General features: G+C 67.0%; 18 protein-coding genes. 2 read left to right on the top strand and 16 right to left on the bottom strand.

The window, feature by feature from the left end; genetic code table 11:
* Position 1 precedes the first annotated feature (1 nt).
* From DOM45_RS14690 to kdpA, 10 genes are all read right to left on the bottom strand, one after another.
* On the bottom strand, positions 2-1,615 hold the full coding sequence (locus DOM45_RS14690) for an ABC transporter substrate-binding protein (RefSeq protein ID WP_240612409.1): 1,614 nt from the start codon (positions 1,613-1,615) through the stop codon (positions 2-4).
* Positions 1,612-2,424, bottom strand: a complete 813-nt coding sequence (locus tag DOM45_RS14685; RefSeq protein ID WP_240612408.1) for an ABC transporter ATP-binding protein — start codon at positions 2,422-2,424, stop codon at positions 1,612-1,614. The genes DOM45_RS14690 and DOM45_RS14685 overlap by 4 nt, the downstream gene beginning before the upstream one ends.
* 158 nt (positions 2,425-2,582) lie before the next feature.
* Positions 2,583-3,434 (bottom strand): ATP-binding cassette domain-containing protein, encoded by an 852-nt coding sequence (locus tag DOM45_RS14680; protein ID WP_240612407.1) that lies wholly within the window; start codon positions 3,432-3,434, stop codon positions 2,583-2,585.
* Positions 3,435-3,628: 194 nt separating this feature from the next.
* Positions 3,629-5,458 carry a glutamine--fructose-6-phosphate transaminase (isomerizing) gene (gene glmS, locus DOM45_RS14675; RefSeq protein WP_110601686.1) on the bottom strand — a complete coding sequence of 610 codons (1,830 nt, stop codon included), beginning with the start codon at positions 5,456-5,458 and terminating at the stop codon, positions 3,629-3,631.
* A gap of 17 nt (positions 5,459-5,475) precedes the next feature.
* Positions 5,476-6,246, bottom strand: a complete 771-nt coding sequence (locus DOM45_RS14670; RefSeq protein ID WP_110601684.1) for a DeoR/GlpR family DNA-binding transcription regulator — start codon at positions 6,244-6,246, stop codon at positions 5,476-5,478.
* A gap of 242 nt (positions 6,247-6,488) precedes the next feature.
* Positions 6,489-7,193 carry a response regulator gene (locus DOM45_RS14665; RefSeq protein WP_110601683.1) on the bottom strand — a complete coding sequence of 235 codons (705 nt, stop codon included), beginning with the start codon at positions 7,191-7,193 and terminating at the stop codon, positions 6,489-6,491.
* A 57-nt stretch (positions 7,194-7,250) separates the two neighbouring features.
* Positions 7,251-10,001 (bottom strand): sensor histidine kinase, encoded by a 2,751-nt coding sequence (locus tag DOM45_RS14660; protein ID WP_240612406.1) that lies wholly within the window; start codon positions 9,999-10,001, stop codon positions 7,251-7,253.
* Between the two features lie 70 nt (positions 10,002-10,071).
* The gene (gene kdpC / locus DOM45_RS14655) at positions 10,072-10,683 is read right to left on the bottom strand and encodes a potassium-transporting ATPase subunit KdpC (protein ID WP_110601680.1); all 612 of its coding nucleotides are present in this window, start codon (positions 10,681-10,683) and stop codon (positions 10,072-10,074) included.
* A 32-nt stretch (positions 10,684-10,715) separates the two neighbouring features.
* Positions 10,716-12,782, bottom strand: coding sequence for a potassium-transporting ATPase subunit KdpB (gene kdpB / locus DOM45_RS14650; protein WP_280951691.1), 2,067 nt, complete (start codon positions 12,780-12,782; stop codon positions 10,716-10,718).
* Between the two features lie 74 nt (positions 12,783-12,856).
* A complete protein-coding gene (gene kdpA, locus DOM45_RS14645) occupies positions 12,857-14,551 on the bottom strand; it encodes a potassium-transporting ATPase subunit KdpA (RefSeq protein ID WP_110601678.1) in 1,695 nt (564 codons plus the stop codon).
* Positions 14,552-14,811: 260 nt separating this feature from the next.
* On the opposite strand from kdpA, the gene argE reads away from it, so the two are divergent.
* Complete coding sequence (gene argE, locus DOM45_RS14635) at positions 14,812-15,984, top strand: acetylornithine deacetylase (RefSeq protein WP_110601675.1); 1,173 nt, start codon at positions 14,812-14,814, stop codon at positions 15,982-15,984.
* The gene (locus DOM45_RS14630; RefSeq protein ID WP_110601674.1) at positions 15,981-17,093 is read left to right on the top strand and encodes a DUF1615 domain-containing protein; all 1,113 of its coding nucleotides are present in this window, start codon (positions 15,981-15,983) and stop codon (positions 17,091-17,093) included. Before argE ends, DOM45_RS14630 begins: the two co-directional genes overlap by 4 nt.
* Positions 17,094-17,308: 215 nt before the next feature.
* Here DOM45_RS14630 and glmU read toward each other — a convergent pair whose 3' ends face one another.
* From glmU to DOM45_RS14600, 6 genes are all read right to left on the bottom strand, one after another.
* The gene (gene glmU / locus DOM45_RS14625) at positions 17,309-18,685 is read right to left on the bottom strand and encodes a bifunctional UDP-N-acetylglucosamine diphosphorylase/glucosamine-1-phosphate N-acetyltransferase GlmU (protein WP_110601672.1); all 1,377 of its coding nucleotides are present in this window, start codon (positions 18,683-18,685) and stop codon (positions 17,309-17,311) included.
* A gap of 161 nt (positions 18,686-18,846) precedes the next feature.
* On the bottom strand, positions 18,847-19,272 hold the full coding sequence (locus DOM45_RS14620; RefSeq protein ID WP_110601671.1) for a F0F1 ATP synthase subunit epsilon: 426 nt from the start codon (positions 19,270-19,272) through the stop codon (positions 18,847-18,849).
* 29 nt (positions 19,273-19,301) lie between these two features.
* The gene (atpD, locus tag DOM45_RS14615; RefSeq protein WP_110601669.1) at positions 19,302-20,681 is read right to left on the bottom strand and encodes a F0F1 ATP synthase subunit beta; all 1,380 of its coding nucleotides are present in this window, start codon (positions 20,679-20,681) and stop codon (positions 19,302-19,304) included.
* Between the two features lie 81 nt (positions 20,682-20,762).
* Positions 20,763-21,653: a F0F1 ATP synthase subunit gamma gene (gene atpG, locus DOM45_RS14610; protein WP_110601668.1), complete on the bottom strand. Its 891-nt coding sequence runs from the start codon at positions 21,651-21,653 to the stop codon at positions 20,763-20,765.
* An 81-nt stretch (positions 21,654-21,734) separates the two neighbouring features.
* Entirely contained in the window at positions 21,735-23,279 is a 1,545-nt protein-coding gene (gene atpA, locus DOM45_RS14605; protein WP_110601667.1) for a F0F1 ATP synthase subunit alpha, read from the bottom strand.
* A gap of 16 nt (positions 23,280-23,295) precedes the next feature.
* A complete protein-coding gene (locus DOM45_RS14600) occupies positions 23,296-23,838 on the bottom strand; it encodes a F0F1 ATP synthase subunit delta (protein ID WP_110601665.1) in 543 nt (180 codons plus the stop codon).
* Between the last annotated feature and the right edge of the window lie 4 nt (positions 23,839-23,842).

Raw genomic sequence — 23,842 nt, 5'->3', positions numbered from 1 at the left:
ACTAGCGGGCATCGGCAGTCTGGCGGAAGTGGGTGTGCTCGTCGATCAACTCACGCTCGCGCGGATCGCGCAGCGCCCCGACCACATCGGTGGCCTCGCCCTGGATCACTCGCTCGTGGAGCATGGGTACCGCGGCGTCCGTTTCCAGGATCGCCGCCTCGGCCGCGATAATCGCCTGGCGACGCTCGGGCCCCGGCGGCAGATCGCCGGCCTTAGCCAGCGCCGCATCGATCGCCGGGTCGCACAGTTGGGCGATGTTGAACGAGCCCGCGCAGGAGAAGTCGCTGACCATGTAGGCGACCGGATCGCCGGAGTCGAGCAGGGTCGCCCGCGACAGGATGAAGGCGTCGAACTTGCCCGCCAGCATGTCGGATTCGATATGCGCGTACTGGCGTACCTCCTGCTGGACGTCGAAACCCACCGCCTCCAGCTGCTGTTCGAGCAGTACGGCCACTTCCGGCAGCTCGGCACGGTCGGTGAAGGTGGCCAGGGTGATGCGTGTCCCGTCCGGCTCGGCAGCCGCGGTGCGCTGGGTCAGCGGCTGACGCAGCTCGCTCGCCCAGGCCAGCGCCGGGCCCAGCAGCCCCTCGGCGACGTCAGCGCGACCTTCGTAGACGGTACGCACGAGGGCACCACGATCCAGTGCCTCACGCGCCGCGGCACGCAGGGTCGGGTCCTGGAACGGCCCGGAGGCGGTATTGAGATAGAGGGTGTTGGTGCGCGGCATCGGCACTTCATGAATCAGCGATGGGTCGATCAGCGCCACCTGCGACACCGGCACCGCCTCGACCACATCCGCCGTGCCGGTGCGCAGCGCAGCGCCACGGGCGGTGCCATCGGGCACGTAGTCGGCATCGATGCCGGAGAGTTCGGCACGCTCGCCCCAGTAGCCGTCGTAACGCTCGAGGGTGGCGCTCTGGGTGCCATTGATCTCGGTGAGCACGAAGGGCCCGGTACCCGCACGGATGGGATCAACGTGACCCGCCTGGGCGTAGGCTCTCGCCGCCATGATCGCCAACTGCGGGCTGGAGAGCCGGTTAGGCACCAGCGGGTCGGTATCCGCGGTGCGCACGATGACCGCATTCTCGCCGTCGGCCTCGATGCGCATCTCGACCCCATCGAGAATGCGCGGTTTGGGCACGGCGTTGGTCGCGGCGGTGAGCGAGGCGACCACCTGCTCGACGGTCAGCGCGCTGCCGTCATGGAAGGTCACGTCCGGGCGGATGGTGAAGCGCCAGGTCTGGGGGTCGAGCTGCTCCCATTCGGTGGCCAGAAACGGCTGCGGATCGCCGTCGGCATCGAGCCGAATCAGCGTCTCGGCGGTGCGCCAGCGCGACAGCTTGAAGGCGTCGTCGGTGAGCGGATTGAGCCCGGAGCGGGGCGGCTGCAGCATGGCGACGCGGAGTCGCCGATCCTGCGTCTGCGTCTTCCCGGGGGCATCGTCGCGCGCCGCCGAGGTCTCCTCATCCTGCCCGCAGCCGGCGAGAAGAGAGAACGACAGCACCATCAGCGGCAGCGTCAGGGCGCGACTCAGCAGGCTGATCGGGTGGCGTGTGATCGAGGCGCGCCGGGGCGTCGCGGCGGTGCCGAAAGTCGCAGTGGCAGGGAAGGTCACGAGGGGATCTCCTGGGTCGTGGGGTGGCGCCCGGCGGCCTCCGAGGGCGGAACGGGCATGGACAAGGCGGTGGAAAAAGTCGTGGCGGCGCGCAGCAGCGCTGCGGTGTGCGCCTGGGCGGGCTGGCGGAACAGTGCCGCGGTGGGGCGATCTTCGATGATCGCACCGGCATCGAGGATCAGCGTGCGCTGGCACAGCCGACACACCACCGAAAGATCGTGGGAGATCAGCAGCAGGGCGATGCCGGCGTCGTGGTTGAGCGACTTGAGCACCTGGGTGACCTTGGCCTGCACCGGCAGGTCGAGCCCGCTCAGCGGCTCGTCCGCCAGCAGCAGCCGGGGCCGCACCGCGATCGCCCGGGCGATCGCCACGCGCTGCGCCTGCCCGCCCGAGAGCGACTCGGGGCGGCGCTCGAGAAAGCTGCCATCCAGCCCCACCTGCGCCAGCGCCTCGCTCACCCGCCGCTGGTGATCGCCATCGATGTCCAGATGCACCAGCGGCTCGCGCACCAGCTCGCGGACCCGCATGCGCGGGTCGAGGGAGGCAGCAGGGTCCTGCGGGATGTACTGCACCACCCGGCGGTACCAGCGCAGCGCGCGCACCGAGCCGGGCCGAATGCGCCGGCCCTGGCACCAGATCTCGCCGCTGTCGGCACGTGCCAGCCCCAGCATCAGATTGAGCAGCGTCGACTTGCCCGCCCCGGAGACCCCGGCGAGACCGATCAACTCTTCCGGGCGGATGGCGAAATCCACCGCCTTCAGGATCGGCTGCCGCTCGCGCCGCCAACCCCAGCGACGCGGCCCCGCCACCCAGCGGCTCAGCCCGCTGACGCGCAGAAGGGAGCCATCAGCGTTTAAACAAGAGCCGTCAGCGTTTAGAGAAGCGCCGTCAGCGTTTGGAGAAAAGCCATCGGCGTCCGGCCGGGCGACATTGGCGCCTCGCTCCGGGTGGCAATCGTCGAGGAGACTCATCGCGCCCCCACCGCAGCAGCGCCGGAGGTGGAGTAGGCGTCAGTTGCCGCCAGCATCTCGGGCGTTATCTCGGCGCTGCGCATCGCAGCCACCAGCTCGCGGGTGAAGCGCTGCCGGGGTGACGCGACCAGATCCGCCAGCGGGCCACTCTCGATCATCCGCCCCTGCTCCAGAATCACCGCACGCTGACACAGCCGGCTGGCCGCCCCCATGTCGTGGGAGATGAACAGCAGCGCAGGCTTCCCGGCGCCACCGGTGGTCTCATGCAGCAGCGTCAGCACCTCCGCCTGGGTCAGCGCATCGAGCGCCGTGGTCGGCTCGTCGGCCACGATCAGTGAAGGCTTGCAGGCCAGCGCCAGCGCCACGCAGACCCGCTGGCGCTGGCCACCGGAGAGTTCGGCGGGCGAGCGCGTCAACAGCTCGGTGGCCGCCGTGAGGCGCATGCGCGTCAGCAGCTCGGCGGCAGCGGCCCGCGCCGCCCGCCGCGACAGCCCGTGGAAGCGCACGAAAGGCTCGCTCAACTGGGCGCCCACGCTCACCAGCGGGTTCAGGGCCGCCTGGGTGTTCTGGAACACCATGCCGATGCGCAGCGCTCGCGGGCGCTGCGTCGCCGCCACACCAGCGACCTCATGTGCGCCGAGGCGAATGCTGCCGCCGACGCTCGCCGTGGAGGGGGTGATACCGAGGATCGCCGCCGCGGTGAGCGACTTGCCCGAACCCGAGGGGCCGATCAGGCAGACGCGCTCACCGGCGCCGACGGTGAAGTCGAGACCAGCCACCACGCGCTGCGTGCCGATATGCACCGACAGATTGTCCACCCGCAACACGGGCTCACTGGGCTCGGGCACCACGCCACGCTCCTGCTGGAAAGGCCGAGAAGCGCGAAGTTATAACATAACGATTCAGAGATGTGCTATCGCCGTCTGAGCGGCTTGCGAGGTCGGTATGTGCGGGGGAGACATTGGGCTGTCTGGCGTCAGGGACGATTCGAGGCAACGGCTGGCACGACGGGCCCCGCTGGGGCCCGTCGCGTCGGCGCGCTCTACTCCACCGTCACGCTCTTGGCCAGGTTGCGCGGCTGATCCACGTCGGTGCCCTTGAGCACGGCGACATGGTAGGAGAGCAGCTGCAGCGGCAGGGTGTAGAGAATCGGCGCGAGCACTTCGTCGATCTGCGGCAGGTGCAGCACGCGCAGGTCGGCGGCGGCGGTCAGCCCCACGCCTTCGTCGGCGAAGACGAAGAGTTCGCCGCCGCGGGCGCGCACCTCCTGCAGGTTGGACTTGAGCTTCTCCAGCAGCTCGTCGTTGGGCGCCACCGCGATCACCGGCATGTCGGCGTCGACCAGCGCCAGCGGGCCGTGCTTGAGCTCCCCCGCCGGATAGGCCTCGGCGTGGATGTAGGAGATCTCCTTGAGCTTGAGCGCGCCCTCCAGGGCGATCGGGAACTGGGTGCCCCGGCCCAGGAACAGCGCATGATGCTTCTCGGCGAACGCCTCCGACAGCTCGGCGATGGGGCCATCCATCTCCAGCGCCTGTTCGAGCAGCGCCGGCAGCCCGCGCAAGGCCTGCACCAGCGCCGTCTCGCGGGCATCGCCGCGCTCGCGGCGCAGCGCCAGGGTCAGCAGCAACAGCGCCACCAGCTGGGTGGTGAACGCCTTGGTCGAGGCGACGCCGATCTCCGGGCCGGCCTGGGTCATCAGCGCCAGATCCGACTCGCGGGTCAACGAGCTGCCCGGCACGTTGCAGATCGCCAAAGCGCCAAGATAGCCGGCCGCACGCCCCTTGGCATAGCGCAGCGCCGCCAGGGTGTCGGCGGTCTCGCCGGACTGGGAGAGGGTGACGAAGAGGGTATTCTCCGGCACCACCACCTCGCGGTAGCGATACTCCGAAGCGACTTCGACCGTGGTCGGGATACCGGCAAGCTTCTCCAGCCAGTAACGCGCCACCAGGCCGGCGTGATAGCTGGTGCCGCAGGCGACGATATGGATCTGCCTGACGCGCGCGAACAGCGCCTTGGCGTCGACCCCGAAGCTGCTCTCCAGCACCCGACTACCGCTGAGACGCCCTTCCAGGGTGGCGGCGACCACCGCCGGTTGCTCATGGATCTCCTTGAGCATGAAGTGGCGATACTCGCCGCGGCTGGCGGCGCTATCGCCATGCTCGAAGGTGTGCACCGCCCGCTCGGCCGGTTCGCCGTCGGCGAAGATCTCGATGCCGTGGGCATCCGACAGGCGCACCACGTCGCCCTCCTGCAGATAGACGAAGCGGTCGGTGACCTGCAGCAGCGCCAGGGTGTCGGAGGCGAGGAAGTGCTCGTCGATCCCTACGCCGACCACCAGCGGGCTGCCCTTGCGCGCGCCGACGATCTCGCGCGGCGCCTCCACGTGCATCACGGCCAGCGCGTAGGCGCCGTCGATCCGGGCCAGGGTCGCCTGCACCGCGGCGAGCAGATCGCCGTGGGCGTCGAAGGTGCGTTCGAGCAGATGCGCCACCACTTCGGTGTCGGTCTCGGACTCGAACACCACGCCCTCGGCCTCAAGCTCGCGCTTGAGCGGTTCGTAGTTCTCGATGATGCCGTTGTGCACCAGCGCCAGGCGCCCGGCGATATGGGGATGGGCGTTGGCCTCGGAGGGCTTTCCATGGGTCGCCCAGCGGGTGTGGGCGATACCGATATGCCCCTTGAGGTCACCATCGGCGAGCTTCTCCTCCAGCGCCGCGACCTTGCCCAGCGCACGCAGGCGCGCCAGCGCGCCTGCGCTATCCAGCACGGCCATGCCGGCACTGTCGTAGCCGCGGTACTCGAGCCGCTTGAGTCCTTCCAGCAGGATGCCCTGCACGTTGCGCGCTGCCAGCGCGGCGACGATTCCACACATGTTCGATGTCCTCGAAGCTATTGGGGCGCGTCGGCGACCACCAGCGTCACGTCCTGGGCCTCGATGGCGGCGGCATCCGCCGCCTCGAGACGCCAGTCGGTCACCAGGGTGTCGATACGGGCCCAGGGGAGTTCCAGATTGGGGATGCGGCGGCCGAGCTTGTCGGCCTCGACCATCACCACCACCTCGCGGGCGACCTCCGCCATCACGCGGGTGAGGCCGAAGAGCTCGTTGTAGGTGGTGGTACCGCGGTCGAGATCGATGCCGTCGGCACCGACGAAGAGCTGATCGAAGTCATAGGCGCGCAGCACCTGTTCGGCGACCTGACCCTGAAAGGATTCGGAGTGCGGGTCCCAGGTGCCACCGGTCATCAGCAGCGCCGGCTCGGGTTCGAGCTCGCGCAGGGCACCGGCCACGGCGAGCGAATTGGTCATCACCACCAGTCCGCGCAGGCCGCCGAGCTCACCGATCAGCGCCGCCGTGGTGGTGCCGCTGTCGACGATGATGCGGTTGTGCTCGCGGATACGGGCACGGGCGGCCCGGGCGATGGCGCGCTTGTGGGGCGAGAGCACCTGCGCCGGTTCGGCCAGCATCTCCTGGGGCAGCGGCGCCGCCCCGCCGTAGCGGCGCAGCAGCAGGCCGCTGCTCTCCAGCGAGGAGAGATCCTTGCGCACCGTGACCTCGGAGATGCCAAAACGCGACGCCAGCACCTCGACCGGCGTTTCGCCATGGGCGTTGACGTAGGCAAGGATGGCGTGACGTCGCTGGGCGGTATCGCGTTTCGGCATGGCGTGAGTTTCGAAATCCGCTTTTAAGTTTCGATTCGAAAGATAATGGATTCGAATCAAAACCCAATCGCGCCATCGGGTCAAGTCTCGATGCTCGGCGCCGGCGCGAAATGGCGACGAATGAACGACCGCGAACGGAACAGCGAGAGCGTGCCAGGCTGGAAGAAGCGGGTGTGGACAACACAGCGCACGGGTCACGCTGCCCTCCGGCTGTGGATAGATTGACTCGACGCGCCTTCGCCTCAGCGCAACAGCAGGCGATAACCGATCCCGGCCTCGGTCTGGATCAGCGCGGGAGCATCCGGGTCGTCGCCGAGCTTCTGGCGCAGGCGGCTGATGACGATACGCAGATAGTGAGTGTCATGGACATGTACCGGCCCCCAGATATCCGACAGCAGTTGGTGCTGGGTGATAACCCGATCGGGCTGGCGGGCGAGCGCGGCCAGCACGCTGAACTCTCGCGGCGTGAGGTGAATGCTCTCGCCGTGTCGGGTGACCCGGCGCCCGGCCAGATCGATGATCACGTCGCCGAGGCTGAGCCCTTCGCCGGCGGTGCCGGGCGTGGCCTTGCGCAGCGCTGCCCGCACCCGTGCCAGCAGCTCCTGCACCCCGAACGGCTTGGTGATGTAATCATTGGCCCCGGCATCCAGTGCGGCGACTTTCTCCGCTTCGCTGGCTCGCACCGAGACCACGATTACCGGCACCTCGCTCTGCGCCCGCAGGGCGTCCAGCACCTCCATACCATCCATGTCGGGCAGCCCGAGATCGAGCAGCACCAGATCCGGACGCTGGCGGTTGAATGCCGCCATTCCGGCGTTGCCATGCTCCGTTTCGACGACCTCGAACCCTTGCGAGGTCAGGCTGATGCGCAGAAAGCGCCGGATCTGACGCTCGTCCTCGATCAGCAGAATGCGCGGACCGCGCTGGCCGGGCGTCGAATCACTCATGGCTCAAGCCCCGTGGGTGGTTGCTGCATGCGCTGCCTTCTCTTTGTGGGTGGGAGGTCAGATCCCGTTTTCGCTGGCATCCTCGACGCCACCTCCGACTGTCGCTTCCTCCGCTGGCGGCGTCCAGACCGGCAGCAGGATCCGGATCGTGGTGCCCTGGCCCCACGCCGCCGGGCCGGCGCTGATCTCGCCGCCATGGGCACCAATCATGCCACGACAGATGGCCAGCCCCAGGCCGCTGCCCTGGGGGCCGCGATCTCCCTCGCCACCGCTGAAGAACATGTCGAAGATGCGCTCGCGCAGCGCTTCCGGAATGCCCGGCCCCTGGTCGCTGACCTGGATCGCGATGCGATCGGCCTCCCGCTCCCCGGTGATGCGCAGCCGTCCACCCGGCGGCGAGAAGCGGGCCGCGTTCTCGATGACGTTGATCAGCGCCTGTTCGATCAGCGCGGGGTGCACGTAGAGCAGCGGCAGGTCGGCGGCGATGTGGCGCTCGATCTCGAGCGTTTCGACCACCGAGCCGAGACGCTTCAGCGCCGAGGCGACGATGTCCGACAGCGCTACCCAGTCCCGCTCGAGCTTGAGCCCACCGTGGCCGAGTCGGGTCATGTCGAGCAGGTTCTGAATGTAACGGTTGAGCCGCTCGCTCTCGCCGAGGATGCCATCCAGCAGCTCCTCCCGGTCGCCCTCACCGAGCTGCGACCAGAGCTCCCGCAGCGAGCTGGCCGAACCGATGATCGAGGCCAGCGGCGTGCGCAGATCGTGGGAGACCGATGAGAGCAGCGCCGAGCGCAGGCGTTCGTTCTCCTCCGCCAGCCGGGCAGCGCCGAGATCGGCGACCAGTCGAGTGCGCGCCAGCGCGCTGGCCAGTTGATTGATCAGGCTGTCGATCAGCGCCTCTTCGGCGACACCGAGAGGCTGCTGGCGATCGCCCAGCGCCAGCCCCAGCACGCCGCGGGTGGCACCGCTCCCGCCCACCGGCAGGAATCGCCAGCGCTGGGCGCTGAGGGTCTGGGTCCCGTGCCCGCTCGGCTTGCCGTGCTGATGGGTCCAGCGGGCGGCCTGGAGCGCGGCGGGCTCGAGGGCGAGGCTGCCCGGATAGGCGGCGGTGGCGCGAGGCGCCTCGGCCGGATCGTCACTCTCGACGAATACGCAGGGTAGCGCCAGCGAATCGGCCAGTGCCTTGAGCGCGATGTCGCGAACGCGATCATGATCGGCGGCCCCCGCCAGCGCACGTGAGATCGACAGCATCTCCTGGATCTGATGACGACTCTGGCGCAGCGCACCGAGCTGTCGACGCACTTTGCCCGCCAGTTGGCCCGCCACCACGGCCACCAGCAGAAAGATCACCAGTGTCAGGATCTGGTCCTGCTGGATCATCGCCAGGGTGAAGCGTGGCTCGGTGAACAGGAAGTTGTAGGTCAGGGCGCTGAACGCCACCGTCAGCATCGCCGCCCGGGTACCGGCACGCAGCGCGCTCGCCAGCACGGCGGTCAGGAAGATCAGCGACAGGTTGGCCAGCTGTACCTGAGTCGAGAGCAGCTGTGCCGCCAGCGCCGCCAGCGCGGTCGTCGCGATCGGCCACAGCCATTCGCGGGCCTGCGGCCACTGCCAGCGTGGCCGGGAGCGCCGGGCGGGGCTGTCGTCGTCGGCCAGCACGATCAGATCGAACGGTGGGCGTCGCGCCAGCAACCGCTCCACCAGCGGGCGCCGCCATCCGCTCGCGGGCCAGCCGATCTCGCTCGATGTTCGCCCCGCACGGCGATTCGCACCGCCACGCCCGATCATCAGCGCGGTGATGTTGTGGCGCGCGGCATGATCGAGCAGCTCCGCCATCGGATCGTCGCCGCTCAGGGTCTCCCAACTGCCGCCGAGCTGCTCGGCCTGCTGACGCAGGTTGCTCGACTCGCTCTCGGTGGCCGGGTCGGCGTCCCGCAACGGCGTCAGTTGCACCACCTGCCACGGTGCCTGATGGCGCTGTGCCCAGCGGCTGGCGGCGCGCAGCAGGACGTGATCGACCCGGCGGCCTTCGACGACGACCAGCAGTCGCGCCCGTACCGGCCATGGGCCGGCGACGCCGCTGGCGTCCATCACCTGACGAACGTCGGCGTCCAGCCGTTCCGACATCACTCGCAGCGCCAGCTCGCGCAGCGCCGTGAGGTTGCCCGGCGAGAAGTAGTGCTCCAGCGCGGCGCGCGCCTGTTCGGGAACGTAGACCTTGCCCTGCTTGAGCCGCTCGATCAGTTCCAGCGGGGTGAGGTCGATCAGCGATACGTCCCGGGCCCGGGCGATCAGGCGATCGGGCACGGTCTCGCGCATGCGGATGCCGGTGATCCGGGCAACATCGTCGTTGAGACTCTCGACGTGCTGGACGTTGAGCGTGGTCCAGACCTCGATCCCCGCCTCCAGCAGCTCCTCGATATCCTGCCAGCGCCGGGCGTGGCGCCCACCGGGGATATTGCGGTGGGCCAGTTCGTCGACCAGCAGGATCGCCGGGTGCCGAGCCAGCGCCCCATCGAGGTCGAATTCAGGAAAGGTGCGACCATGGCGTTCCCTGGGCGTCAGCGCCAGATTCGGCAGGCCGTCGCAGAGCCGCTCGGTCTCCTCGCGACCGTGGGCCTCGATCACTCCCAGCACGATGTCGTCCCCGGCGTCGAAGCGCTCCCGAGCGGTGCGCAGCATGGCGCTGGTCTTGCCAACGCCGGGGGCGGCGCCGAAAAAGATCCGCAGCGCGCCACCGGCGCGGGTCCGGGTGGTATCCAGCAGCGCGTCCGGGTCGGGGCGGCGCATGGCAAGAGGCTCATTCACGGCACGATCTCCCTCGGTCACTCGCCCGTCCGGGACACTCCGGCGGGCACTCGATGTCTCGCGAATGGCATCACTCGCGCCCGTCCAGCGCCAGATTGAGCGCCAGCACGTTGACTCTCGGCTCGCCAAGGTCCCCGCGGTCACTATAGCGCTCGACCAGCGCCGTGACAGCCGATGGCGCCAGGCCTCGCACCCTCGCGATACGCGCGACCTGGATGGCCGCCGCCTCGGGGCTGATGTGCGGGTCGACCCCGGAACCCGAAGCGGTCAGCAGATCCGCCGGTATCCGCCCCGGCGGGACCCCATCACGGGCGGTGATTCGCCGGGCGTCGGCCTCGGCACGTTGCCGCAATGCCGGGTTGCTCGGCGCCAGATTGGAGCCGGCGACAGCATCGGCGGCGTAGTCCACCGCCGAGGGGCGACCCTGAAAATAGCGGTCGCCGGTGAATCGCTGGCCGATCAGGGCGGAGCCGACGACCCGGCCTTCCCGGTCGCTCAGCAGGCTGCCGTTAGCCTGGTGGGGAAACGCCAGCTGCCCCAGGCCGACGACGACCAGCGGATAGAGAAGACCGAGCAGCCCGGCCATGAGCAGGGTGAAGCGAAGCGCCGTCGCTGCGCCGCCGGCGTTGTCGCGGCGGGCGCTGCCGAGGCGGGTACTGTTCAGAAACGAGGCGAATGACATGTCGAGAACCTCCTTTGGCAAGGGACGATCGGCTAGACGAACAGCCCGACGACCAGATCGATCAGCTTGATCGCGGGGAACGGCAGCAGCAGGCCGCCGAGACCGTAGATCAGCAGGTTGCGCCGCAGCATGGCGCTGGCGCTCGTGGCACGGACCCGCACCCCGCGCAGGGCGAACGGAATCAACGCGGGAATCACCAGGGCGTTGAAGATCACCGCCGACAGCACGGCGGAGGCCGGCGAGTGCAGGTCGAGCACGTCGAGCCCACCCAATGCCGGCACGCTGGCGGCGAAGATCGCCGGCAGGATGACGAAGTACTTGGCGACATCGTTGGCCAGCGAGAAGGTGGTGAGCGCGCCACGGGTGATCAGCAGCTGCTTGCCGATCTCCACCGCCTCGAGCAGCTTGCCGGGGTCGGAGTCGAGGTCGACCATGTTGGCCGCCTCCCGCGCTGCCTGGGTGCCGGAGTTCATCGCCAGGCCCAGGTCCGCCTGGGCCAGCGCCGGGGCGTCGTTGGTGCCGTCGCCCATCATCGCCACCAGCCGACCGGCGGCCTGTTCCTCACGGATCAGTTCGAGCTTGCGCTCCGGCGTTGCCTCGGCAATGTAGTCGTCGACCCCGGCCTCGGCGGCGATCGCCGAGGCGGTGATCGGGTTGTCGCCGGTGATCATCACCGTCTTCACCCCCATCTCGCGCAGCTGCATGAAGCGCTCGGCGATGCCTGGCTTGATCACGTCCGACAGCGCGATCACGCCCAGCAGCACGTTGTCCTCGGCCACCGCCAGCGGCGTGGCGCCGTGGCGCGAGATCCGTTCGACCAGCGCCTCGTAATCGTCCGGTAGCCGCCCGCCGGCTTCCTGCACCTGGCGCGCAATGGCATTGGGCGCGCCCTTGCGCCAGCGTCGGCCGTCGGCGAAATCGAGGCCGGAAACCCGGCTGGTGGCGGAAAACGGCACCACCTCGGCATCTTCGACAGGCGTAAGTGACGCGCCCTGTTCGTCCGCCAGCGAAGCGCCCTGTTCCCGCGCCAGCACGACGATGGAGCGCCCCTCCGGCGTCGGGTCCTCGAGCGAGCAGATACCGGCGACCTCGCGCAGCCGCTTCATGTCGATTCCGTGGCACGGTGCGAACTCGGTGGCGCGACGATCGCCCAGGGTGATGGTGCCGGTCTTGTCGAGCAGCAGGGTGTCGATGCTGCCGGCGATCTCCACCGCCTTGCCGGACTTGGCGATGAGATTGGCGCGCATGGCCCGCTCCATCCCGGCGATACCGATGGCCGGTAAGAGCCCGCCGATGGTGGTGGGTATCAGGCAGACCAGCAGTGCCACCAGCATCACCGTCGAGGTCTCGATCCCCACGAATCGCGCCATCGGCACCAGCGTGACCACGACGATCAGGAACACCAGCGTCAGCGTGGAGAGCAGCACCGACAGCGCCAGCTCGCTCGGCGTCTTCTGGCGGCTGGCGCCCTCCACCAGGGCGATCATGCGATCGAGCAGCGACTCGCCGGGGTCGACGCTGACCTCGACGATCAGCTCGTCGGAGAGCAGCTTGGTCCCGGCACTGACGCCGCTGTTGTCGGTACCCGCCTCGCGCAGGACCGGCGCGGATTCGCCGGTGACGGCGGACTCGTTGATCGAACCGGCACCCTGGACGATCTCGCCATCGGCGGGGATCAGTTCGCCGGCCGATACGCGGACACGATCGCCGCGGCGCAGTTGGTCGGCGGCAACCGTCTCCTCACCGCTGTGGGTCAGCCGTCGTGCCTTCAATTCACCGCGGGTGGCGCGCAGGCTGCCGGCGTGGGCCTTGCCACGGGCCTCGGCCATCGCCTCGGCGGCGTTGGCGAACAGCACCGTGGCCAGCAGGATCAGCGTCACGCTCAAAGCGAAACCACCCTGGCCGTTGGCCTCGGCAAAGGCGAGGGTGGTGTAGAGCGCGCAGATCAGCGTGCCGATGGCGACCACCGCCATCACGGGGTTGCGCGCCAGGCTGGTCGGATTCAGGCGCTTGAAGGACTCCACCAGCAGGAGCAGCGGCTGCACCTGCAGGGTCGTTGCCGCGGCACGGGGTCGGCGTCTGGTCAGGTCACGCTTCACAGGGCTCTCCCTATCGCTCCCGCTGTCTCTTCCCGTTCGGGAACGGGAAACGAAGGTACTGTCGTCGATGGGCTTCATGGGGCGAGTACCAGTTGTTCGGCGATCGGTCCCAGCACCAGGGCGGGCAGGAAACCGAGCAGATTGACGATGACGATGACACCGGCGCTGAGTCCGACGAAGGCGCCGCTCTCCATGACCAGGCTGCCACGCCCTTGCGGTGCCGTGCGCTTGCCCGCCAGCCAGCCGGCCACCGCCAGCGGCACCAGCATCGGCAGGAAGCGGCCGACCGCCAGCGCCACCACGCAGGTCAGGTTCCACCACGGCGTCGCGTCGCCGAGCCCTTCGAAGCCGGAGCCGTTGTTGGCGAACGCCGAGGTGAATTCGTAGAGCACCTGGGAGAGGCCGTGGAAGCCGGGATTGGAGTTTCCGGTCAGGCCGGGGAAGGTCACGGTGATCGCGCTCAGGCCGAGAATGATCAGGGGCTGGGCCAGGATCGCAAGCGAGATCCAGCGCATCTCGCGGGTCTCCAGTGGCTTGCCGAACAGTTCCGGGGCGCGGCCGATCATCAGCGAGCCAATGAATGCCGCCAGCATCAGGTAGAGCAGATAGCCGATCAGGCCCACGCCGATGCCGCCGAAGGTGACGTTGACGAACATGTCCATCAGCAGCCCCAGGCCACCAAGCGGGTTGAAGCTGTCGTGCATGGCGTTGACGGAGCCGTTGGAGGTCTGGGTCGTCCAGCTGCCCCAGAGCGCGGAGAGGTCGCTGCCGAAGCGCAGCTCCTTGCCCTCGAGATTGGGGCTGTCGGCGACGACGAGCCCGGCCAGGGCGGCGTTGGGCAGTCGCTCCGACACCACGATCAGGCTGGTGGTGATCAGCGAGAACGCGATCATCACCGCGCCGATCCCCATCATCAGCCGGCGCCGGCCGCTGATGACGCCCACCGCGATCAGCGACGCCACCGGTATCAGCATCAGTGCGATCGTCTCGATCAGGTTCGACAGCCCGGTCGGATTCTCCAGCGGCACGGTCGAGTTGGGGCCGTACCAGCCACCGCCGTTGGTGCCGAGCTGCTTGATCGCCACCATCGGTGCCACCGGGCCGCGCGGTATCACCTGGGTCGCGCCGCCATCGAGCATCATCACCCGCTCGGCGCCCTGGTACGTCGCCGGCACGCCCTGCCACACCAGAATCAGGGCCACAACCAGTGATAGCGGCAGCAGCACCCGCATCACGATCCGCGTGAGGTCGACGTAGTAGTTACCCACCCCGCCCCCGGCGTCGGTGGCGGCCGGGCGCCGCAGCAGCGTCCGGGTGATGGCGAGCAGCACCGCCAGCCCCGTCGCAGGAGTCAGGAACTGCAGCGTGACGATGGCCAGGGTCTGGCTCAGGTAGGAGAGCTGGGCCTGGCCCGAATAGTGCTGCTGGTTGGTGTTGGTGGCGAACGAGACGGCGGTGTGCAGCGCCGTATCCCAGTTCATGCCGGGGATCCCGTCGGGGTTGAGCGGCAGGAACCCCTGGCCCATGAAGACCAGCCAAGCCAGCGCGACCAACAGCAGATGAAGCTTCAACACCGCCAGCAGATAGGCCGACCAGGACATCGAGGCGCGGCGATCGACACCGGCCAGGCGCATCAGGACCGACTCCACCGGCCCGAAGAGACGATCCATCACGCTGGGGCGGTCCGTATCCAGCGCGCGGCCCATATAGAGCCCGAGCGGCAGCGCCAGCCCGATCAGCAGGGCGTAGCAGAGCATCATTGCATTCATGGCTAGAATCGCTCCGGCCAGCAGAGCGTCGCCAGCAGGTAGACGGCGGTCGCGAGGGCGACCGCCAGCATCAGGTAGGACATGGCTCACCTCCTCGTTCGAGAGAGATCCAGTGTCGAGTCGAAGGGCGTAAAAATTCGATGAGGAAAGTCGGCGCAAGGCATCAAGAAAACGTAAAAATGCCAAGCCAGGTGGCACAACGAACCGGCGAGCGGCATCATCGACTACCGATGACCACCGACTTCACAAGGACAAGCGCCATGTCGACCTCTTTGAACAGCCAAGCGCTCCTCGAGAAGCTGATCGGCTTCGCCACCGTCAGCCGCGATTCCAACCTTGCCCTGATCGAGTTCGTGCGCGATTACCTCGCCGAGCAGGGCGTCGATAGCGAACTGATCCACAACGAGGACGGCAGCAAGGCGAATCTGTGGGCGACGATCGGCCCCACCGATCGCGGCGGCGTGGTGCTCTCCGGACACACCGACGTGGTGCCGGTGGATGGCCAGCCATGGACCGTACCGGCCTTCGAGATGACCGAACGGGACGGCAAGCTCTACGGTCGCGGATCGACCGACATGAAGGGTTATATCGCTTGCGTGCTGGCGGCGGTGCCGAGCTTCAAGGCGGCCGACCTCGAGACGCCGATTCATCTGGCGTTCTCCTACGACGAAGAGGTGGGCTGCCTTGGCGTGCGTTCGATCATCTCGATGCTGGAGGAGAGGCCGCATCGGCCGATCGCCTGCATCATCGGCGAGCCGACCGAGCTCAAGCCGGTGCTGGGTCACAAGGGCAAACTCGGCGTGCGCTGCCAGGTGAAGGGCGCGCCCTGCCACTCCGCCTATGCACCGGAAGGGGTCAACGCCATCGAGACCGCGGCGAAGATGATCACCAAGCTCACCGAGATCGGTGAACGACTGGCCGACCCGGCCCATCACGACGAGCGCTTCTACCCGCCCTTCTCGACCGTGCAGACCGGTGTGATCGAGGGCGGCCGGGCGCTCAACATCGTGCCCTCGGAGTGCCGCTTCGACTGGGAAGTGCGCTCGCTGCCAGGCTTCGATGCCGGTGAGGTCGAGCGCGAGATGCGCGACTACGCCGATACCGAGTTGCTCCCGCGCATGCACGCCGTCGAGCCCGACACCGACATCCGCTTCGAGCCGCTGCAGGCCTATCCGGGGCTGACCACCGAGGCGTCGAGCGACGTGGCGCGACTGATCGCCACCCTGGCGGATCGCGATGACTTCGGCACGGTCGCCTACGGCACCGAGGGCGGACTGTTCCACGAGGCCGGCATTCCCACCGTGGTGTGCGGCCCCGGCTGCATGGATCAGGGCCACAAGCCGGACGAGTTCATCGCCATCGAGCAGCTCGAACGCTGCGACGCGATGCTGCAGCGGCTGGTGAAGCATCTCGGCGCACGAGGAGATTCATGATTCCCGGGCGACTCCGCTGGGCACCCGCCCTTGGCCTGACACTGCTGGTCGGCTGCAGCACCCAGCCACCGCAGCCCGGCTTCGAGCAGCGCCCGGCAGCGGTAAAAACCGAGCTGGTCGGCCTGATACCGGCCTCGACCGAGGACCGCGACGGCTGGGCGACGGACATCACCGCCGCCTTCTCGGCCCAGAACCTGCCCGCGACGAAGGACAACCTCTGCGCCACGCTGGCGGTGATCGAGCAGGAATCGACCTACGACGCCGATCCCAGCGTGCCCAATCTATCCGTCATCGCCCGCCAGGAGATCGAGCGCCGGGCCAGCGCGCTACATATCCCCGGTTTCCTGGTGACTGCCGGGTTGAACCTCGAATCGCCCACCGGCGAGAGCTACAGCGAGCGCCTCGATCACATCACCACCGAGCGCGAGATGAGCGAGATCTTCGAGGATTTCATCGACATGGCGCCGCTCGGCCGGGAGCTGTTCGGCAGCCTCAACCCGGTGCACACCGGCGGTCCGATGCAGGTCAGCGTCGACTTCGCCGAAAAGCACGCCGACAACTACCCCTACCCGATCGACGGCTCGATCCGTCACGAGGTGTTCACCCGGCGCGGCGGACTCTACTTCGGCATCGCCCACCTGCTCGGCTATCCGGCCAACTACGACGAGCCGATCTACCGTTTCGCCGACTTCAACGCCGGCTGGTACGCCAGCCGCAACGCCGCCTTCCAGGCCGCCGTCACCCAGCTTTCCGGGATTCCGCTCGCCCTCGATGGCGACCTGATCATCCCCGGCTCACGCCAGGCCGGGCAGACCGAGCTGGCGGTACGCACCTTGAAGCGTCAGTTGGATATGGACGACGGTGAAATCCGCGATGCGCTGGAGAAAGAGGATTCCCTCGATTTCGAACGGACCGCGCTCTACGAAAAGGTCTATTCGCTGGCGCTACAGCAGGAAGGTCAGCCCATCCCCTACGCGCGCCTGCCGGGGATCAAGCTCGAAAGTCCCAAGATCACCCGCAACCTCACCACCGCCTGGTTCGCCAAGCGGGTCGACGACCGCTGGCAGCAGTGCATGGCCCGCGCTCGGTCGACGGATGCGAAGGGGTAGACGCCAAGGGATGGCCAATGCCGATTTAGAACGCCTTTCCAACCGGTGGATGACGTGAGCTTATCCGGCGGCAGGGCGTCGCGAGGGCGCTGTGAACCCTTCCCTGGGCGCTACCTTTGCCATCCATGGCAAAGGACCCTCGCTTTGCCCTGCCCCCGGCGCCCATCATCAGAGGGTTTGTAAACATCCTCTTGGAACATCGGCCAGACGCAGCATCAAGACTTCGGCGTCTTCACCGGGCGCTGCCAGCCGGGCTTGGCCACCTGACGGCTGCGGGCCAGCGCCAGCTCGTCATCTTTCACTTCGCGGGTGATGGTGGAGCCCGCGGCGATGGTGGCGCCGTTGCCGATGGTGACCGGCGCAACCAACGAACTGTTGGAGCCGACGAACACGGCTTCGCCGATCCGGGTGAGATGCTTGTTGGCGCCGTCGTAATTGCAGGTGATGGTGCCGGCGCCGACATTGGTGTCGCGGCCGATCTCGGCATCCCCCAGATAGCTGAGATGGCCCGCCTTGACGCCTTCGCCCAGGCTGGCGTTCTTGGTCTCGACGAAGTTGCCGACATGGGCACGCGCGCCGAGCCGGGTGCCGGGGCGCAGCCGGGCGAAGGGCCCGCAATCGCTCTCCTCCCCCATCTCGGCGCCTTCCAGATGGCTGTTGGCCTTCACTACGGCGCCGCGACGCAGCACGCTGTCCTTGATCACGCAGTTGGGGCCGATGACGACGTCATCCTCCAGGATCACCTGGCCTTCGAGGATCACGTTGACGTCGATCTGGATATCGCGCCCGACGGTGACGTCGCCACGTAGATCGAAGCGTTCGGGATCGGCCAGCCCCACGCCCGCCGCCATCAGACGATCGGCCTGACGCCGCTGGAAGGCCCGCTCCAGCGAGGCGAGCTGGCGACGGTCGTTGACGCCCTCGACCTCCACCGGCGAACCCGGCTGGCTGGCGGTGACCTCGACGCCGTCGGCGGCGGCCATGGCGATCACGTCGGTCAGGTAGTACTCGCCCTGGGCGTTCTCGGCGGAAAGCTCGGGCAGCCAGCGCCGGAGCTGGGCGGCGGTCATCGCCATGATGCCGGTATTGCACTCGCGGATGGCGCGCTGCTGGTTGTCGGCATCCTTGTGCTCGACGATGGCGACGACCGAACCCTTGCCGTCACGCACGATGCGGCCGTAACCGGTCGGGTCGTCGAGTGTCACCGTCAACAGTGCCATGTGACGCTCGTCGACGCCCTCGAGCAGTGTCTCGAGGGTTCTGGCCTGGATCAGCGGCACGTCGCCGTAGAGCACCAGCACCTTGCCGTCGCCGAGGCTATCCAGCGCCTGCGCCACGGCGTGCCCGGTGCCCTTCTGCTCGGCCTGCTCGCAGAAGGCGAGCTCGCGGTCCGCAGGCGTCGACAACGCCTGGCGCACCATCTCGCCGCCATGACCGACGACCACGTGCAGCCGCGCTTGCTCCAGCCCCGATGCCGTGTCGACGACGTGCTGAACCAGGGAACGCCCCGCCAGCTTGTGCAACACCTTCGGCGTCTTCGAGCGCATGCGGGAGCCCTGGCCGGCGGCCAGTATCACGACGTCGAGAGTCATGGCGTTCTTCCTTCTGATCAATGAAAACCGGGCGTCATTCTAGCGTGTCGGAGGCAGCCTGACAGAATCCGATCGTCTGGCCTCCAGGCATGAAAAAGGCGACTCCAGGGAGTCGCCTTCGGGTACTGCCATCAGCACATGCTGCCTGGGCGCCTGGCGCGTCAGCCGCGACCGCCCTTGCGGCGCAGCTGTTGCAGCGTGCGCAGCTGAGCGGAGGCTTCGGCCAGTTCGGCGGAGGCTCGTGCGTAGTCGAGCTCGCTCTGTTTCTCGTTGAGCGAGGCCAGCGCATGTTGCCGCGCCTGCTCGGCTTCCGCCTCATCGAGATCGCTGGCTCGGGTGGCGGTATCCGCCAGCACCGAGACCACATCCGGCTGCACTTCGAGGAAGCCGCCGGTGACGTAGTAGAGCTCTTCTTCGCCGTTCTCCTGGATCACGCGCACTGGACCGGGCTTGAGCTCGGTCAGCAGCGGCGCGTGACCGCGCAGGATACCCAGATCGCCGGCCACGCCGGCAGCAATGAGCTGCTCGACGTTGCCCGAGAAGATCTCCTTCTCGGCACTGACGATGTCACACTGAAATGTGGCCATAGCGATTTATCTCCCGGGTGTCTGCAGGCTTACTTCATGCTCTTGGCTTTCTCGACGGCTTCGTCGATGGTGCCGACCATGTAGAACGCCTGTTCGGGCATGTCGTCGTAGTCGCCGTTGAGGATGCCCTGGAAGCCACGGATGGTTTCCTGCAGCGACACGTACTTGCCCGGTGCACCGGTGAAGACCTCGGCGACGAAGAACGGCTGCGACAGGAAGCGCTGGATCTTACGCGCCCGGGCCACGGCCAGCTTGTCTTCGTCGGAGAGCTCGTCCATCCCCAGGATGGCGATGATGTCCTTGAGCTCCTTGTAGCGCTGGAGCACGTTCTGGACACCGCGAGCGGTATTGTAGTGCTCTTCGCCGACCACCAGCGGATCGAGCTGGCGAGACGTGGAGTCGAGCGGATCGACGGCCGGGTAGATACCCAGTTCGGCGATGGAGCGCGACAGCGTCACGGTGGAATCCAGGTGGGCGAAGGTGGTGGCCGGCGACGGGTCGGTCAAGTCATCCGCCGGCACGTAGACGGCCTGGACGGAGGTGATCGAGCCGGTCTTGGTCGAGGTGATACGCTCCTGCAGGGCGCCCATCTCTTCGGCCAGGGTCGGCTGATAGCCCACCGCCGACGGCATACGACCCAGCAGTGCCGACACTTCGGTACCGGCCAGGGTGTAGCGGTAGATGTTGTCGACGAACAGCAGTACGTCGCGACCTTCGTCACGGAAGTTCTCGGCGATGGTCAGGCCGGTCAGGGCGACGCGCAGACGGTTGCCCGGGGGCTCGTTCATCTGGCCGTAGACCAGCGCGACCTTGTCGAGAACGTTGGACTCGTCCATCTCGTGGTAGAAGTCGTTACCTTCACGCGTACGCTCACCGACACCGGCGAACACGGAGTAGCCGCTGTGCTCGGTGGCGATGTTACGGATCAGCTCCATCATGTTGACGGTCTTGCCGACACCGGCGCCGCCGAACAGGCCGACCTTGCCGCCCTTGGCGAACGGGCAGACCAGGTCGATGACCTTGATGCCGGTCTCCAGCAGATCGCTGGAGGCGGCCTGATCCGCGTAGCCGGGGGCCTGGCGGTGGATCGGCATGCGCTTGGCATCCGAACCGATGTCGCCGGCCTCGTCGATCGGCTCACCCAGCACGTTCATGATGCGACCCAGCGTCTCGGTACCCACCGGTACGGAGATCGGGGCACCGGTGTTGACCACTTCGATGCCGCGCTGGAGACCTTCGCTGGAGCCCATGACGATGGCGCGAACCACGCCGTCGCCGAGCTGCTGCTGCACTTCGAGAACGGCCTCTTTACCCGAGACCGTCAGCGCGTCGTAGACCTTGGGAACGTCGTCCCGCGGGAATTCTACGTCAACCACCGCGCCTATGATTTGTACGATACGTCCGCTCATAGTGGTTCCTCGTAAACCTGCAAATGAAACCTGTTGGGCCAAGCCGTACTCGAGATCGCCGTCACGCAGACGGCGATGTCGTCATACCGCCGCGGCACCACCGACGATTTCCGAAATTTCCTGGGTAATGGCCGCCTGACGCGCCTTGTTGTACACCAGTTGAAGATCGTCAATCAGATCGCCGGCGTTGTCGGTCGCGTTCTTCATCGCGATCATGCGCGCGGCCTGCTCACAAGCCGCGTTCTCCACCACGGCCTGGTACACCTGGGATTCGACGTAGCGAACCAGCAGGTGATCGAGCAGGGTCTTGGCATCCGGCTCATACAGGTAGTCCCAGCTTTTGTGCGTGTCGCCGGAACCGGGTTGTTCTTCCCCACCGTTTTCGTCACCGACCGCCTCGAGGGGCAGCAACTGACGCACGACGGGTTTCTGGCTCATGGTGTTGACGAATTCGTTGTACACCACGTAGAGCCGATCCAGACTGCCTTCATCGAAGGCATCGAGCATCACCTTGACGCTACCGACCAGATCCTGGGCTTCCGGCGCATCACCAAGACCTTTCTTGGCTGCCAGCAGGTTGCCGCCGCGCTTGCGGAAGAAACCACCGGCCTTGCTGCCGATCGCCGCGAAATCGGCGCCCACGCCCTTCTGGTCCCAGTCCCGTGCGTGCTTGACCACCGCCTTGAACATGTTGACGTTCAAGCCGCCGGCGAGCCCGCGATCACTGGAAACGACGATATAACCGACGCGCTTGACGTCGCGTTCGATCATGTAGTCGTGACGGTATTCCGGATTGGCCTTGGCGACGTGGCCGACCACCCGGCGGATCAGTTTGGCATAGGGCTGGCTAGCCGCCATGCGCTCCTGAGCCCGACGCATTTTCGACGCAGCGACCATTTCCATGGCGCTGGTGATTTTCTGCGTGTTCTTGATGCTCCCAATCTGGGACTTGATCTCTTTTCCAGCTGCCATCTCGGATCACCCTGATTCATGCCGCTCAGTCGGGCGGGCCGGCCCGCTCTCGTCCGTGGACGAGAAGGCGGGCCATGCCACTTACCAGGTCTGAGTGGACTTGAACGACTCGAGACCCGACTTGAGACCCTTCTGAATCTCGTCGTCGTAGCCGCCGCTCTGGTTGATCTTGTCGAGCAGATCGGCGTGCTCGGACTTCATGTAGTCGTGCAGGGCACGCTCGAAATCCAGCACCTTGTCGACCGCGACGTCGTCCAGGAAGCCTTCGTTGGCGGCGTACAGCGTGACGCCCATCTCGGCCACCGACAACGGCGAGTACTGCTTCTGCTTCATCAGTTCGGTGACGCGCTGACCGTGCTCGAGCTGCTTGCGGGTCGCTTCGTCGAGATCGGACGCGAACTGCGAGAACGCGGCCAGCTCGCGATACTGGGCGAGGGCCAGACGCACACCGCCGCCGAGCTTCTTGATGATCTTGGTCTGGGCCGAACCGCCGACACGCGATACCGACAGACCGGCGTTGATGGCCGGACGGATACCGGAGTTGAACAGCCCCGTCTCGAGGAAGATCTGGCCGTCGGTGATCGAGATCACGTTGGTGGGAACGAACGCGGAGACGTCGCCGCCCTGGGTCTCGATGATCGGCAGCGCGGTCAAGGAACCGGTCTTGCCTTTCACTTCACCGTTGGTGAACTTCTCGACGTACTCGGCGTTGACGCGCGCGGCGCGCTCGAGCAGACGCGAGTGGAGGTAGAAGACGTCACCCGGATAGGCTTCACGACCCGGCGGACGACGCAGCAGCAGCGAGATCTGACGATAGGCGACGGCCTGCTTGGAGAGGTCGTCGTAGACGATCATCGCGTCTTCGCCGCGGTCGCGGAAGTACTCGCCCATGGTGCAGCCGGCGTAAGGCGCCAGGTACTGCATGGCGGCCGGATCGGCGGCGCCGGCGGCGACCACGATGGTGTGATCCATGGCGCCGTGCTGTTCGAGCTTGCGCACCACGTTGGCGATGGTCGACTGCTTCTGACCGATGGCCACGTAGATACAGGTGATCCCCGTACCCTTCTGGTTGATGATCGCGTCGATCGCCACCGCGGATTTACCGATCTGGCGATCGCCGATGATCAGCTCGCGCTGGCCACGACCGATCGGCACCATGGCGTCGATCGACTTGAGGCCGGTCTGCACCGGCTGGTCGACCGACTGGCGGGTGATGACGCCCGGCGCAACCTTCTCGATCGCGTCGGTCATCTTGGCGTCGATGTCGCCCTTGCCATCGATCGGGTTGCCCAGTGCGTCGACCACGCGGCCGATCAGTTCGCGACCGACCGGCACTTCGAGGATACGACCGGTACACTGCGCGGTCATGCCCTCTTCGAGCTCGAGGTAGTCGCCCAGGACCACGGCGCCGACGCTGTCGCGCTCGAGGTTGAGCGCCATGCCGAAGACGCTACCGGGGAATTCGATCATTTCGCCCAGCATCGCGTCGGCCAGGCCGTGGATGCGGACGATGCCGTCAGCGACGCTGACGACGGTGCCCTGATTACGGGCCTCGGAGGCGACATCCAGCTTTTCGATACGCTGCTTGATGATGTCGCTGATCTCGGAAGGATTCAGTTGCTGCATGCCATGTCCCTCGAACTCAGGCGGTGAGCGCTTCGCGCAGACGTTGCAATCGACCGCGTACCGAACCGTCGATGACGGTGTCGCCGGTACGCAGGATCACGCCGCCTAGCAGCTCGCGGTCCACCTGAGTGGTAATGGAGATTTCACGATTAAGGCGCTTCTTCAGAGCCTCGGCGAGCACGTTCTGCTGCGCATCGTCCAGTTCGAAGGCGGAGACGATGGTGACATCGACCCGCTTCTCTTCCTGGGCGCGCAGCGCCTCGAACTCGTCAAAGATGTCGGGCAACGCAGCCAGGCGCCCCTTTTCGCCGACGAGGCGCAGGAAGTTGCCCACGCTCTCGTCGAAGGGCTGGTCTTCGCAGACTTCCAGCAGCAGCCGGGTCTTGTCCTCGAAGGTCAGCCGCGGGTTGCCGAGTATGCGTTCACGGACATCGGTGTCACCGGCCGCCTGGGCGACCAGTGACAGACTCTGGGACCACGCTTGGAGCGCCTTGTTATCGCGCGCGAACTCGAACGCCGCCTTGGCGTAGGGTCGAGCGACGGTAGACGATTCAGCCATGGTG

Origin of the sequence: Salinicola lusitanus, from assembly GCF_003206045.1 — a bacterium.
Lineage (GTDB): Bacteria > Pseudomonadota > Gammaproteobacteria > Pseudomonadales > Halomonadaceae > Salinicola > Salinicola lusitanus.
The sequence above is the reverse complement of the archived record's forward strand: the minus strand, read 5'-3'. Positions and strand labels throughout refer to the sequence as shown.